The 12,423-nt window shown below is 70.8% G+C and carries 14 protein-coding genes and 1 pseudogene; 8 read left to right on the forward strand and 7 right to left on the reverse strand.

All coding sequences use genetic code 11. The features are described from left to right. The first annotated feature begins 116 nt into the window (after window positions 1–116). Complete coding sequence (locus ACZ5ID_RS06275) at window positions 117–1,490, forward strand: serine hydrolase domain-containing protein (RefSeq protein WP_468894214.1); 1,374 nt, start codon at window positions 117–119, stop codon at window positions 1,488–1,490. Between the two features lie 83 nt (window positions 1,491–1,573). On the opposite strand, the gene ACZ5ID_RS06280 is transcribed toward ACZ5ID_RS06275, so the two are convergent. Then, entirely contained in the window at window positions 1,574–2,026 is a 453-nt protein-coding gene (locus ACZ5ID_RS06280) for a GNAT family N-acetyltransferase (protein ID WP_468893919.1), read from the reverse strand. A gap of 40 nt (window positions 2,027–2,066) precedes the next feature. Continuing rightward, window positions 2,067–2,525: a MarR family winged helix-turn-helix transcriptional regulator gene (locus ACZ5ID_RS06285; protein WP_406553133.1), complete on the reverse strand. Its 459-nt coding sequence runs from the start codon at window positions 2,523–2,525 to the stop codon at window positions 2,067–2,069. A 141-nt stretch (window positions 2,526–2,666) separates the two neighbouring features. Here ACZ5ID_RS06285 and ACZ5ID_RS06290 point away from each other — a divergent pair, with 141 nt between their 5' ends. Beyond that, a complete protein-coding gene (locus ACZ5ID_RS06290) occupies window positions 2,667–3,878 on the forward strand; it encodes an MFS transporter (protein ID WP_468893922.1) in 1,212 nt (403 codons plus the stop codon). A gap of 59 nt (window positions 3,879–3,937) precedes the next feature. Beyond that, the gene (locus ACZ5ID_RS06295; protein ID WP_468893923.1) at window positions 3,938–4,360 is read left to right on the forward strand and encodes a GlcG/HbpS family heme-binding protein; all 423 of its coding nucleotides are present in this window, start codon (window positions 3,938–3,940) and stop codon (window positions 4,358–4,360) included. 62 nt (window positions 4,361–4,422) lie between these two features. Here the strand turns inward: ACZ5ID_RS06295 and ACZ5ID_RS06300 are convergent, their stop codons facing one another. Then, window positions 4,423–5,277, reverse strand: coding sequence for a GNAT family N-acetyltransferase (locus ACZ5ID_RS06300; protein WP_468893925.1), 855 nt, complete (start codon window positions 5,275–5,277; stop codon window positions 4,423–4,425). 232 nt (window positions 5,278–5,509) lie between these two features. On the opposite strand from ACZ5ID_RS06300, the gene ACZ5ID_RS06305 reads away from it, so the two are divergent. After that, window positions 5,510–6,139: an HAD family hydrolase gene (locus ACZ5ID_RS06305; RefSeq protein WP_468893927.1), complete on the forward strand. Its 630-nt coding sequence runs from the start codon at window positions 5,510–5,512 to the stop codon at window positions 6,137–6,139. Between the two features lie 159 nt (window positions 6,140–6,298). After that, window positions 6,299–7,429, forward strand: a pseudogene (locus ACZ5ID_RS06310) (globin domain-containing protein); the annotation flags it as partial. A gap of 67 nt (window positions 7,430–7,496) precedes the next feature. Here the strand turns inward: ACZ5ID_RS06310 and ACZ5ID_RS06315 are convergent. From ACZ5ID_RS06315 to ACZ5ID_RS06330, 4 genes are all read right to left on the reverse strand, one after another. Next, on the reverse strand, window positions 7,497–7,979 hold the full coding sequence (locus ACZ5ID_RS06315) for an NUDIX domain-containing protein (protein ID WP_190092022.1): 483 nt from the start codon (window positions 7,977–7,979) through the stop codon (window positions 7,497–7,499). A gap of 38 nt (window positions 7,980–8,017) precedes the next feature. Further along, the gene (locus ACZ5ID_RS06320; protein WP_468893930.1) at window positions 8,018–8,914 is read right to left on the reverse strand and encodes a LysR family transcriptional regulator; all 897 of its coding nucleotides are present in this window, start codon (window positions 8,912–8,914) and stop codon (window positions 8,018–8,020) included. 187 nt (window positions 8,915–9,101) lie between these two features. Beyond that, on the reverse strand, window positions 9,102–10,250 hold the full coding sequence (locus tag ACZ5ID_RS06325) for a cystathionine gamma-lyase (protein WP_468893932.1): 1,149 nt from the start codon (window positions 10,248–10,250) through the stop codon (window positions 9,102–9,104). A 10-nt stretch (window positions 10,251–10,260) separates the two neighbouring features. Continuing rightward, on the reverse strand, window positions 10,261–10,641 hold the full coding sequence (locus tag ACZ5ID_RS06330) for a phage holin family protein (protein WP_468893934.1): 381 nt from the start codon (window positions 10,639–10,641) through the stop codon (window positions 10,261–10,263). Window positions 10,642–10,691: 50 nt separating this feature from the next. On the opposite strand from ACZ5ID_RS06330, the gene ACZ5ID_RS06335 reads away from it, so the two are divergent. The 3 genes from ACZ5ID_RS06335 to ACZ5ID_RS06345 all read left to right on the forward strand — a co-directional run bounded on the left by ACZ5ID_RS06335 (window position 10,692) and on the right by ACZ5ID_RS06345 (window position 12,338). Beyond that, entirely contained in the window at window positions 10,692–11,009 is a 318-nt protein-coding gene (locus ACZ5ID_RS06335; RefSeq protein WP_406553415.1) for a cupin domain-containing protein, read from the forward strand. 151 nt (window positions 11,010–11,160) lie between these two features. Beyond that, window positions 11,161–11,379 (forward strand): DUF5326 family protein, encoded by a 219-nt coding sequence (locus ACZ5ID_RS06340; protein ID WP_406553407.1) that lies wholly within the window; start codon window positions 11,161–11,163, stop codon window positions 11,377–11,379. Window positions 11,380–11,567: 188 nt separating this feature from the next. Next, window positions 11,568–12,338: an IclR family transcriptional regulator gene (locus tag ACZ5ID_RS06345; RefSeq protein WP_468893937.1), complete on the forward strand. Its 771-nt coding sequence runs from the start codon at window positions 11,568–11,570 to the stop codon at window positions 12,336–12,338. Window positions 12,339–12,423: the final 85 nt, after the last annotated feature.

Below are 12,423 nucleotides of genomic sequence, written 5' to 3' on the forward strand. Positions count from 1 at the left end.
GGACCGTACGACGCGTACGTCCGGTGCGTGTCGGGGGAAAACCGTTCGACGGCTGTGGAGTGCGGGGATACACCTGGGGCATGACCTCATCCCCGCATGTGCCGAGCGCCCCGCCGATGACCACGGCCCCTGCCGGCCTTCTGCCCGGTACCGAACGCGCGCTGATCCACCGCCTGGCCGTCGCCCAGTCCGAGGGGCGGCTGCCCTCGCTGGTCGCCGCCGTGGTGCGGGAGGGCCGGATCGTCTGGACGGGTTCGCGTACCTCGGTCGAAGGCCATGGGCCGGACGCCGATGTCCAGTACCGCATCGGCTCGATCACCAAGACCTTCACCGCCGTGCTGGTCATGCGGCTGCGGGACGAGGGACTGCTGGACCTCGGAGATCCGCTGGAGAAGCATCTGCCCGGCACCGGAGTCGGTGAGGTGACCATCGCCCAACTCCTCGCCCACAGCGCCGGGTTGGCGGCCGAGACGCCCGGCCTCTGGTGGGAGCGCAGCTCGGCCGCGCTGCGTCCGGAACTCTCCGACGTGCTGGGGGAGAGCCCGCTGCTGCATCCGGTGGGCAGGCTGCACCACTACTCCAACCCGGGTTACACGCTGCTCGGTTCGCTGATCGAGACCGTACGGGGAGTGTCCTGGGCAGAGGCGCTCCAGAGCGAGATCCTCGATCCGCTGGGGCTGACCAGGACGAGCACCCAGCCGGTGGCCCCGCACGCGGGCGGCTGGGCCGTGCACCCCTGGGCCGACGCCCTGCTTCCCGAGCCCTCCGAGGACCTGGGGCTCATGGCTCCGGCGGGCCAGCTCTGGTCGACGGCAGCGGACCTCTGCCGCTTCGCCGCCTTCCTCGCCGAGGGAGACGACCGGGTGCTGAGCGCCGCGAGCGTACGGGAGATGCGGACGCCGTCGGCTCCGCCCGAGGCGGCGGACTGGCAGGGCGGGTACGGACTGGGCGTCCAGTTGAGCCGCCAGGGCCGCCGCACCCTCGCCGGGCACACCGGCTCGCTGCCGGGGTTCGTCGCCGGGCTGTGGATCAGCGTGGAGGACGGTGTCGGTGCGGTCGCACTCACCAACTCCACTTCGGGGACAGCCCCGACGGTCGCCGCCGACCTCATCCGGATCGTCGTCGAGGCCGAACCGAAGCTCCCCGCGCCGTGGCGGCCCCTGTCCGAGGTCGATCCGGCCCTGCTGGAGCTCACCGGCCCTTGGTACTGGGGGACGTACACCTACGGCCTGCGCCTGAACGCCGACGGCACGGTGGCGCTGGAGCCGCTGCGCGGAAACGGTCGCGCGGCCCGATTCGCGGCCCGGGCGGACGGCAGCTGGGTCGGCCTCAACGGCTATTACCAGGGCGAGACCCTGCGAGCCGTCCGCCGACCGGACGGCTCGCTGAGCCATCTCGACCTCGGGTCGTTCGTCTTCACCCGGGAGCCGTACGGACCGGCCGAGGTGGTCCCGGGAGGGGCCGACCCCGAGGGCTGGCGCGGAGTCTGATGTTTCACGTGAAACGTGGCGACTCCCGTTTCACGTGAAACCTCCCACGGCCCCCGGGGCGACCGACCCTGCGTCCCCGGGGGTCAGAGGGCCTTCTTGAAGCCCAGATGGGACGCCTCGAAGCCCAGCCGCTCATAGAAGCGGTGGGCGTCGATCCGTGTGGCGTCCGACGTGAGCTGGACCAACTGGCAGCCCTGGCGCCCGGACTCCTCGACGGCCCACTCGATGAGCCGGGTGCCGAGGCCGCCGCCGCGCTCATCGGCGTGGATGCGTACGCCCTCGATGATCGAGCGGGTCGCTCCGCGCCGGGACAGCCCCGGAATCACGGTCAACTGGAGTGTGCCGACGACCCGGTCGTCGCGGACGGCCACGACCAGGTGCTGGTTGGGGTCTTCGGCCAGTCGCTCGAAGGCGGCCAGGTACGGAGTCAGGTCGCCCGGAGACTCCCGCTGGGCCCCCAGCGGGTCATCGGCGAGCATCGCCACGATCGCCGGGATGTCCTGGGCCGTCGCAGGCCTTATCTCAAGATCGCTCATGGCCCGGAGACTACGCCGGGACGGACCGCCCCGGGGAGGGCTACACGGGGACGCGGAGCTCCTCGACGGCCCTGACCAGCGGTGCGAGCTCCGGGTTCCGCGCGGCCTCGTCGAGCGCCTCGCGCAGGGCGCGGTCATTGGTGGGCCGGGCCGCCGCGAGCAGCTCCTGGCCGGCCTCCGTGACGTCCGTGTAGATCCCGCGCCGGTCGGTGTCGCAGAGATAGCGGGTCAGCAGCCCACGGTCCTCCAGGCGCGTGACCAGCCGGGTGGTGGCGGACTGGCTGAGGACGACGGCGTCGGCGACCTGCTTCATCTGCAGATGGCCGCCCGGCCCGCTGTGCTGGCGGCTGAGGACGTCCAGCAGCGAGTACTCGCGCACGCTCAGCTCGTGCCCGGACTGCAGGGCCCGCTCGATGTGGGCCTCGATCCTGCCGTGCAGCAGCGAGAGGGCGCACCAGCCCTGGGAGAGGGCGGTGAGTGCGGGGTCCGTCGCGGTCATGCGTCTGTCCTCCGTCCGGAGCGGCTTGACACCAGGATAGGCCACGAGTGCAATAGCCCGCGTTTGCAATTAACCCGCGGCTGCAATTATTGTGAACGCTTGTAAGGCGCTCGTGCAAGCTTCTGGAAGGGTAAGACTCCCATGCCACTCGCGCTCCTAGCCCTGGCCATCGGGGCGTTCGGTATCGGCACCACCGAGTTCGTGATCATGGGGCTGCTCCCGGAGGTGGCCGACACCTTCGACGTGACCATCCCCATGGCCGGCTACCTGGTGACCGGCTACGCGCTGGGCGTGGTCCTCGGCGCCCCGCTGATGACCGTCCTGGGCACCCGTATCTCCCGCAAGCGCATGCTGATGCTGCTGATGGGCTTCTTCATCGTCGGCAACGTGCTCTCCGCCGTCGCCCCCGTCTTCGGGCTGATGCTGGCCGGGCGGATCGTGGCCTCTCTGGCGCACGGCGCGTTCTTCGGCATCGGCTCGGTCGTCGCGGCCGACCTGGTCGCCCCCGAGAAGAAGGCCGGGGCCATCGCGATGATGTTCACCGGGCTGACCGTCGCCAACGTCATCGGTGTCCCGCTGGGCACCCTGGTGGGCCAGCAGATCGGCTGGCGCACCACGTTCTTCATCGTGGCCGCGCTCGGTGTCGTCGGACTCCTGGGCGTCGCCAAGCTCGTGCCCGACATGCCAAAGGCCGAAGGTGTCCGGCTGCGCCACGAGATCGCCGCGTTCCGCAACATCCAGGTCCTGCTCGCCATGGCGATGACCGTGCTCGGGTTCGGCGGCGTCTTCGCCGCGATCACCTACATCACGCCGATGATGACCCACGTCACCGGCTACGCCGACGGCTCCGTCACCTGGCTGCTCGTCCTCTTCGGCCTCGGCATGGTCGTCGGCAACCTGATCGGCGGCCGGTTCGCCGACCGGGCCCTGATGCCGATGCTCTACGCGTCGCTGAGCGGCCTGGCCGTCGTGCTGGCCCTGTTCACCCTCACCGCCCACGACAAGGCCGCTTCGGCCGTGACCGTCTTCTTGATCGGCGCGCTCGGCTTCGCGACCGTACCGCCGCTGCAGAAGCGGGTGCTCGACCAGGCCGCGGGCGCCCCCACCCTCGCCTCCGCCATGAACATCGGCGCCTTCAACCTCGGCAACGCACTCTCCGCCTGGCTCGGCGGGCTCGTGATCGCCGCCGGGCTCGGCTACACCGCCCCGAACTGGGTCGGCGCCGCGCTCGCCGCCTCGGCGCTCGTTCTCGCCCTCGTCTCCAGCGCGCTGGAACGACGGGCGCGGACCGGCGGCCGGATCGTCACGGGCAGCGCGCCCGAGCCGGTCCGCGCCACCGCGGCGCACCACTGACCACCCCCGCGCACCCGGTCCCTCGACCGGCCCTCCACCGCACCAAGGAGTCATCTCACATGAGCACCACCACTGCCGTCGCCCCGCTCACCATCCAGGACGCCGAAGCCCTCGTGGAGGCGGCCCGCGCCGCCGCCGAGCAGGCCGGCGCCACCGTCGCCGTCACCGTGCTGGACGCGGGCGGCCATCTGCTGGCCTTCCGCCGCGACGACCGCGCCGTACTGATCGCCGGGGAGACCAGCACCCGCAAGGCGTACACCGCCCTCCAGCTCGGCACCGCCACCGCCGACCTGGTCGACGCGGTCCAGCCGGGTGGGCTCTTCCACACCCTGCCCACCGCGCTCGACCGGCCGCTGCTCTTCATCGCGGGCGGTGTCCCCGTCCACCGGGACGGCCGGCTGATCGGGGCGGTCGGTGTGGGCGGCGGATCGCCCGAGCAGGACCACGGCTTCGCCACCGAGGCCCTCCAGCGGCTCGGCTGAGCACCTGGCGGCCCCACCGCCGTACGGCACGCGCGCGGGGCCCCGCCGTGGGCGAACCCGCCTCAGCCCGCGGCGACCGTCAGCGGAGCGAAGCGGCGGGTCCAGTCGCCGGGCAGGGCCGGGATGCCACGGGTCATGACCGCGTTGAAGAAGGGGACCGGCTCCAGCCCGTTCGCCTTCAGCCAGTCGAGCAGCTCCTCGTGGCGTACGTCGACATCCGTGCGCAGCGGGCGTTCCGTGCCCGCGGCGAGCGAGGCGACCAGCGCCTTCGCGGTCTCGGCGTCACGGGCCACCAGAGGGCCCACGACGTGGGTCTCCATGTTCGGCCAGAGCGCCGCGTAGCCGATGAGGCCCCCGGAGTCCTCGGCGACCCGCAGCTGGTCCGCGAAGGCGGGCAGCCTGGTGATCACATGCGTACGGTCGCGGCCGAAGACCTCGGCGTCCAGGCGCAGGATGGCGGGCAGATCCTCTGCGGTCGCCGGGCGTGTCGCGACCGTCGGGGCGGGGCCGGAGGGGCGGAAGTGGCCGCGGATCATTTCGGCGCGGCCGGTGGTCTCGAAGCCCAGCTGTTCGTAGAGCGGTTGTCCGTACGCCGTGGCGTGCAGCGTGACCGGCCGGTCGCCCAGCTCCCCCAGAACGTGCCGCATCAATCGCCGCCCCACGCCCTGCCGTGCGTACTTCTCGGCCACCAGCACCATTCCGATGGCGGCGAGATCCTCGTACGAGGTGACCACACAGGCGGTGACCAGCCCTTTCCCGTCCGGGTCGTCGATGCCGTAGCCGGTCCCCGCGGTGAGCAGCAGGCCCCATTTGTGTTCCTCGCGTTGCCAGCCGCGGTCCTCGGAGAGGTTGGCGCAGGAAACGAGGTCGTCAATGGTCAGGCGGCGGATCGGAAGTTCGTCGAGCGGTGAGGGCATGGAGATCAGGCTGTCCGATCAACCCACGCCCCGTCCACCGTTTTGCGCATACAGCACGTTGCTTTCGGCCACGCTCTGTCAGCCTTCGTCCGGGATGTTTCACGTGAAACATGGCTCGGGGAGCGGTGGACGCGTGGTTTCACGTGAAACACCGAGCCGCCGGACGGTCTCTCCGTACCCGTCCGGGTACCCCGGTGTGCGGGCGTGACCGGGGGTACTAGCCTCGGCGCACATGGCGAGACTTCATCTCTTCGATCTCGACGGGACCCTCATCCGGGGCTCCGCCGCGCCGGTGGAGATATCCCGGCAGCTCGGGCTGCTGGAGGAGGTCGGTGAGCTGGAGCGGGAGCTGTCCCGGGGGCTCATCGGACCGCCCGAGTACGCGGCCCGGGTGCACGCGCTCTGGTCGGGGCTGACACCGGAACATGTGACGGCCGCCTTCGACTCGGCGCCCTGGCTCGGGGGGATCCGAGAGGTGTGGCGGGAGATCCGGGAGTGCGGCGACTACTGCGCCGTGATCTCGCTCTCGCCGTCGTTCTTCGTCGAGCGGCTGCTGGAGTGGGGAGCGCACGCGGCGCACGGCTCGCTCTTCCCCGAGGTGCCCTTCACCCGGTCCGTGGACCCTGCGGGAATCCTCAGCGCGGCGGCGAAGGTGACGATCGCGGAGCGGCTGCGCGCCCGGTTCGCCGTGGATCCGGCGGACTGTGTCGCCTACGGCGACTCGATGTCGGACGTGGATCTCTTCGCCGCGGTGCCCGTGTCGGTCGCCGTCAACGCCGACCGCCACCTCGCCGGAAGGGCCACGCACACCTACTCCGGGGGCGACCTCCGTGAGGCCTACGCGCTGGCACAGATCCCATGAGCCTAACGGGAATGCCGGTTCGGATACCCGGCATTCCTGCTATTTGTCCCCGCGCCCTCCGTGAAGCTGACATGCTCCGGTACGGGAGTGACGGAACTCCCGGACGTCGGCAACTGCGGCCAGAGGTTCGAGGCGAGACACAGGATGAACGCTCCGACCAACACGTCGACCGACGCTGTGCTGATACGCCGCACTCTCGCGGAGATCGCACCCTTAGCGGACAAGGTCACGTCGTACTTCTACGCTCTGCTCTTCATAGGCGACCCGGAGCTGCGCACGCTCTTTCCGGCAGCGATGGACGCCCAGCGGGACCGGTTGCTCAAGGCGCTGCTCACGGCCGCCGAGCATCTGGAGAACACCGCCGCACTCACTGAATATCTTCGCCAACTGGGCCGGGGGCACCGTAAGTACGGCACCCGGCCCGAGCATTACCCGGCCGTCGGGGAGGCGCTGATCGGGGCGCTGGTCCGGTACGCCGGGAACACCTGGGACGAGGCGACCCAGGGCGCCTGGATCCGGGCGTACACGACGATGTCGCAGATCATGATCGACGCGGCGGACGAGGACGAGCGGCTCCAGCCGCCCTGGTGGTACGCCGAGGTCGTCTCGCACGACCTGAGGACCCCGGACATCGCGGTGGTCACCCTCCGCCCCGACCAGCCGTACCCCTTCCTGGCCGGGCAGTACACGACGCTGGAAACGCCCTGGTGGCCGCGGGTCTGGCGGCACTATTCGCTGGCCTCCGCGCCCCGCAGCGACGGGCTGCTGTCGCTGCACGTCAAAGCGGTGCCGGCGGGCTGGGTCTCCGGCGCGCTGGTCCACCGTGCCCGCCCCGGGGACACCCTGCGTCTGGGGGCGCCCGCCGGGTCGATGGTGGTCGACCACAGCACCGACAACGGCCTTCTCTGCCTCGGTGGCGGCACCGGCATAGCGCCCATCAAGGCGCTGGTCGAGGATGTCGCCCGGTGCGGTGAGCGGCGCCCCGTCGAGGTCTTCTACGGCGCCCGCAGCAACCACGACCTGTACGACATCGACACCCTCATGCGGCTCCAGCAGGCGCACTCGTGGCTGTCGGTGCGGCCGGTCGTCTCGGGCGGTCCGGGCCGGGGACTCGACGGGCGGCTCCCGGAGGCGGTGCGCGAGTACGGGCCGTGGACCTCGTACGACGCCTATGTCTCCGGACCGCCGGGGATGATCCGCAGCGGGGTGACCACGCTGCGGGACATCGGGATCCCCTCGGACCGCATCCGGCACGACTCCGTCGAGGAGCTGGTCGCGGCGAACCACTGAGGCGCGCCACGGTCCACGGCCGTGGCGCCCGGGGCGCGGCGCCGGGGGTGCCGCGCTCGGCGGGGGATCAGCCCAGGTCGGGCGCGTGCATCGCGCGGACGCCCTCGATGTTGCCGTCCAGGTAGTGGCGCAGCGACAGCGGCACGAGGTGGACGGAGGCGATGCCGACGCGGGTGAACGGGATCCGTACGATCTCGTACTCGCCGCAGGGCTCCTCCACCTCGGGGCCGTGCCGCAGGGATTCGTCCATGGAGTCGAGCCGGCAGACGAAGAAGTGCTGCACCTTCACACCGGTCGCGCCGCCGTCGGCGCCGATGTGTTCGACGGTGTCGACGAAGCAGGGCACCACGTCGGTGATCTTCGCGCCGAGTTCCTCGTGCACCTCGCGGTGCAGGGCCTCGACGACGGTGGAGTCCTCCGGCTCGACGCCGCCGCCGGGGGTGAGCCAGTAGGGATCCATGCCGGGCTTGGTGCGCTTGATCAGGATCAGGTCGTCGCCGTCCAGCAGGACGGCTCGTGCGGTGCGCTTGACCACGGGTCGGACGGTCATGGGAGAAATGTGGCCCATGACGGCGTCCGCGAAACTCCTCAGCTCCAGTCGACCGCGGCGCGCAGCAGCCACTCCTGTGCCCGCGCGATGTGCGGCAGGGCCAGCGTGCCGGTGCGCACCGCCAGGAAGTAGGTCCGCAGCGGTGGCACCGGCGGGTCGAGCAGGGCCACGAGTTCGCCGCGCTCCAGCGTTCCCTCGCACAGATAGCGCGGCAGTACGGCCAGGCCGGCGCCTGCTGTCACCGTCTCCATGACCGCCCGCAGGTCGGGCGCGATCACCGTGCCCGCCGCGGCCGGCTTGGTGTCGAAGACCGCGGCCCAGTAGCGCGAGACGAACGGGAGCGACTCGTGCACCTCCACCACCGGGATGTGCTCCAGTGCGCCGGGACCGCCGCGCCGTAGCGCCCCCGGCGCGACCCGGGAGGCCCAGCGCACCCCGGCGACCAGGACGTGCTCCTCGTCGCAGAGCGGGGTCGCGCAGAGCAGCCGGCCGCGGGGCCGGGCGGTGGCGATGGCCAGGTCGTGGTGGCCCGCGGCCAGGCCCTCCAGTGTCTCCTCGGCGTTGCCGAAGGAGGCCCGCAGGGCGATCCCCTGCGGGATGAGCGAGGTCAGGGTGGGCAGGGCGCGCAGCGAGGTGAACTCGGGGGGCCCGGCGAGGTGGAGGGTGCGTACACCCGAGTCCTCGTACGAGCCGGATTCCGCTATCTCGACCAGGGCGTCCAGATGCGGGGCGGCCCGCTGGGCGAGTTCGTCGCCGGCGGTCGTCGGCGTCACCCCGCGCGCCTGGCGCAGGAACAGCGGGCGCCCCAACTGCCGCTCCAGCGTACGGATCTGGCTGGTCACGGCGGGCTGGGAGAGACCGAGCAGGGCGGCGGCGCGGGTGAAGGAGCCCGCGCGGTGGACGGTGACGAACGTCCGCAGCAGGGCGAGGTCCATGAGTGCCCTCCCGTCCCGAACCTCCTCATGACGTCCCCCGCCGGACACAACTATAAATATGTCGATAGGTCTCTGTCGCTACCGTGATTGGACACTGACACAGAGTCAACTAGCCTTGTCCACACGGTTCTTCACACGAGGGCCGGGGCGGTCCGAACCACGAGGGGGGAGGCTCGGACCGCCCTTTTCATGCCCCGGCGGCCTCGTCCAGCGCCCGCAGTACGTCGGCCACGAGGTCGGCGGTGTCCTCGGCCCCGGCCGAGAAGCGGATGAAGCCCTCCGCGACCTTGTCACCGCCCCAGCGCCCGCGCCGCTCGGCCGTGGAGCGCACCCCGCCGAAGCTGGTGGCGTCGTCCACGAGCCGCAGCGCCGCCAGGAACCGTTCCGCGTGGGCGCGGTCGGGCAGGTCGAAGGAGACGACACAGCCGAAGCGGCGCATCTGCGCGCTCGCCTGCCGGTGCGCGGGGTCGGACGGCAGCCCGGGATGGCGTACCCCGCTCACCTCGGGGCGCCCCGACAGCGCCTCGGCGACGGCCAGCGCGTTCGCCGACTGCCTGTCCGCGCGCAGCTGGAGCGTGGCCAGCGAGCGGTGCGCCAGCCAGGCCTCCATCGGGCCGGGGATCGCCCCGACGACCTTGCGCCACCTGCGTACGCGCGCGGCCAGCTCGGGATCCCGGCAGACCACGTAGCCGAGCAGCAGATCGCCGTGGCCGGTGAGGCCCTTGGTGCCGCTGGCCACCGCGAAGTCCGCGCCGAGCTCCAGTGGGCGCTGACCGAGCGGGGTCGCCAGCGTGTTGTCGACCGCGACCAGCGCGCCCGTGTCATGGGCGGCCCGTGCCAGACGCCGGATGTCGCAGACGTCCAGGCCCGGGTTGGAGGGCGTCTCGATCCACAGGAGCGCCGCGCCGTCCAGGACGCCGAGCTGGGCGTCGCCGGCGGTCGGCGCGACCCGCACCTCGACCCCGTACGCCGTGAGCTGCTCGCGCACCAGGGGCAGCGCCTGGTAGCCGTCGTCCGGCAGGACCACGGCGTCGCCCACGCGCGCGTGGGAGAGCAGCACCGCCGAGATCGCGGCCATGCCGGAGGCGAAGACGACCGCCTCGGCGGGCACCTCGGGGGACTCCAGCTCGGCGAGGGCACGCTCCAGATGGGTCCACGTCGGATTGGTGTCGCGTCCGTAGGTGTAGGGGCCCGCCGCCTCTCCCGGCAGATGGAAGTGGGCGGCGAACACCGGCCCCGGCAGCGAGGGTTCGTACGCCACCGGGTCCGGCAGTCCGGCCCGCACCGCTCTGGTGCCGTCCCCCGGCGCCTGGGAAGGGTTCACACCGGAGGTCATCGCGCTCTCCTCAGTCCTCGTCGTCCGGCAGGGCGATGTGCAGCGCCCAGGACACGATCGAGATGATCAGGCCGCCCAGCAGAGCGGTCCAGAAGCCCTCGACGTGGAAGGTGAGGTCGAGCTTCCCGGCCAGCCACGAGGTGAGCAGCAGCATCAGCGCGTTGACCACAAAGGTGAACAGGCCGAGCGTGAGGATGAACAGCGGCAAGGAGAGGAGCTTCACCACCGGCTTGACGATGAAGTTGACCACGCCGAAGACCAGCGCCACCAGAATCAGCGTCAGGGCTTTCTTGCCGGTGCTGTCCCCGGTGAGCGTGATGTCGTGCAGCAGCCAGATGGCCACGGCCAGGGCCGCCGCGTTGGCGAGCGTCTTGACTACGAAATTCTTCATGTGTCTGATCGTGGCAGACATGATCGGTACCAGTGCAGGGGCGGATGGCGATGAAGCATTTCCGGCTTGACGAACTCGAGGCGGAGCGCGCCGCGAACGACGGCGCGTACCTGCAGTTTCTGCGGGAAAGGAACATGTCGGCAGGGCTGTACGCGCTGGACGCGGGCGACCACGACCCGCAGCAGCCGCACGCCCAGGACGAGATCTACTTCGTGGTGAGCGGCCGGGCGTCCGTCACGGTCGGTCTGGAGACCACCGAGGTGGCGCGGGGCAGCGTCGTCTATGTCCCGGCCGGAGTCGCCCACCGGTTCCATCACATCGCCGAGGACCTGCGGGTTCTGGTCGTGTTCTCTCCGCCTGAGAGCTGAGGGCGGCCCCTGGTTCTCCCTAGGGGGCCGGTCAGGGGAGAGCAAGGGCTGCGGCGCCCCCGTTCGGCACCCCCGCGCCCCTAGCATCGAGGGTGTCGAAGGCAGCAGCCCGAGACTCAGGAGATTCACGAGTACGGAAGAGGTAAGGACGATGGCGGCACGGGAGATATTCGCGGGGATGCCCTGGTGGGTGAAGTGGGTCGCCGTGCCCGTCATCGCCCTGGTCGTATTCGGCGGCCTGATCGCCAGCGTGGTCGGCTTCCTGTTCGGACTGCTCTTCAAGGTGCTGGTCTTCGTGGCCCTGGTCGGCGGTCTCATCTACGTCGTCAGGCGGTTCATGTCCTCCACGTCCTCGCGCGGCGACTGGTAGAAGACGGCGCGCCTTCGGTACGGGTGCGGTCCCGCGACGGCACAGCACTCGTACAGAACGACCCGGGATTAGCCCGGCTGAGGGACGCGGAAGCCAAACCCCTCATGGCGCCGGAGGCGGCCGTTAAGGTGAAAACCTCTGCTGCCTCGGGCGGGCTCCTTGCCCGTCAGCACGCCTGGGGGTGACCTGTGGCCACGGCTGCCAACGCCGGTGTCCCTACCCTGATCGGTTCGGTCCAGCGGGCGCTGCGCCTGCTGGAGGCCGTGGGAACCCATGCGGACGGCGCCCCCGCCAAACAGCTGGCCCGGGAGGCCGGGCTGCCGCTCCCCACCGCGTACCACCTGCTGCGCACCCTCACCCACGAGGGTTATCTGCGCCGGGAGCACGGCGTGTTCGTCTTCGGTGAGGCAGCCGAACGGCTGGCGAGAGGTGGCGCCATGCAGAATCGTCGCACCAAGATCAGTCGGTCTCTCGCGGAGTGGCGGGATGCCATCGGGGTCCCGGTGTACTTCGCGGTCTACCGCGAAGGTGAGATCGAGATCGCCGGCGTGGCCGACACGCCGTCGGCCCCGGCGGTGGAGGAGTGGGCTGACTTCCGGGAGACGGGGCACGCGCACGCCATCGGACAGTGCCTGCTGAGCCAGCTCGACGAGAAGGCCCGCGAGGACCACCTGGACCGACACCCGGTCCGCGCGATCACGCCCTATTCCGTACGGGACCGCCGGGCCCTGCTGGACCGCCTCGCGGCTACGGAGCGTATGCAACCGATGGTCGAAAGACAGGAGTATGCCCTCGGCACGGTCTGCGCCGCCATCCCCGTCGCGGCCGGGTCCGGAGCCGCGACGATGGCCATCTCCCTCCCGCTTCACCAGCAAGAACGCCTGATTCCGGCCATCGAGCAACTGCGTGGCGAAGTGGGCCGTCTGCTCAGCTCACTGGCCTTCTCTATCAGTATCTGAAAACTCACTCCTTGTGATCCGGTAGTGCTTCCAGCACGATGGCGTCAAGAGGGCCAGGATGGACCATTACTGGCCATTTCAGCTA

Source organism: Streptomyces sp. NPDC031670 (assembly GCF_055580545.1).

Bases quoted from the DNA above. Each gene is read 5' to 3' on its own strand.
- ACZ5ID_RS06275 (WP_468894214.1), top strand. From the start codon at position 117: ATGACCACGGCCCCTGCCGGCCTTCTGCCCGGTACCGAACGCGCGCTG.
- ACZ5ID_RS06280 (WP_468893919.1), bottom strand. From the start codon at position 2,026: ATGAGCGATCTTGAGATAAGGCCTGCGACGGCCCAGGACATCCCGGCG.
- ACZ5ID_RS06285 (WP_406553133.1), bottom strand. From the start codon at position 2,525: ATGACCGCGACGGACCCCGCACTCACCGCCCTCTCCCAGGGCTGGTGC.
- ACZ5ID_RS06290 (WP_468893922.1), top strand. From the start codon at position 2,667: ATGCCACTCGCGCTCCTAGCCCTGGCCATCGGGGCGTTCGGTATCGGC.
- ACZ5ID_RS06295 (WP_468893923.1), top strand. From the start codon at position 3,938: ATGAGCACCACCACTGCCGTCGCCCCGCTCACCATCCAGGACGCCGAA.
- ACZ5ID_RS06300 (WP_468893925.1), bottom strand. From the start codon at position 5,277: ATGCCCTCACCGCTCGACGAACTTCCGATCCGCCGCCTGACCATTGAC.
- ACZ5ID_RS06305 (WP_468893927.1), top strand. From the start codon at position 5,510: ATGGCGAGACTTCATCTCTTCGATCTCGACGGGACCCTCATCCGGGGC.
- ACZ5ID_RS06315 (WP_190092022.1), bottom strand. From the start codon at position 7,979: ATGACCGTCCGACCCGTGGTCAAGCGCACCGCACGAGCCGTCCTGCTG.
- ACZ5ID_RS06320 (WP_468893930.1), bottom strand. From the start codon at position 8,914: ATGGACCTCGCCCTGCTGCGGACGTTCGTCACCGTCCACCGCGCGGGC.
- ACZ5ID_RS06325 (WP_468893932.1), bottom strand. From the start codon at position 10,250: ATGACCTCCGGTGTGAACCCTTCCCAGGCGCCGGGGGACGGCACCAGA.
- ACZ5ID_RS06330 (WP_468893934.1), bottom strand. From the start codon at position 10,641: ATGAAGAATTTCGTAGTCAAGACGCTCGCCAACGCGGCGGCCCTGGCC.
- ACZ5ID_RS06335 (WP_406553415.1), top strand. From the start codon at position 10,692: ATGAAGCATTTCCGGCTTGACGAACTCGAGGCGGAGCGCGCCGCGAAC.
- ACZ5ID_RS06340 (WP_406553407.1), top strand. From the start codon at position 11,161: ATGGCGGCACGGGAGATATTCGCGGGGATGCCCTGGTGGGTGAAGTGG.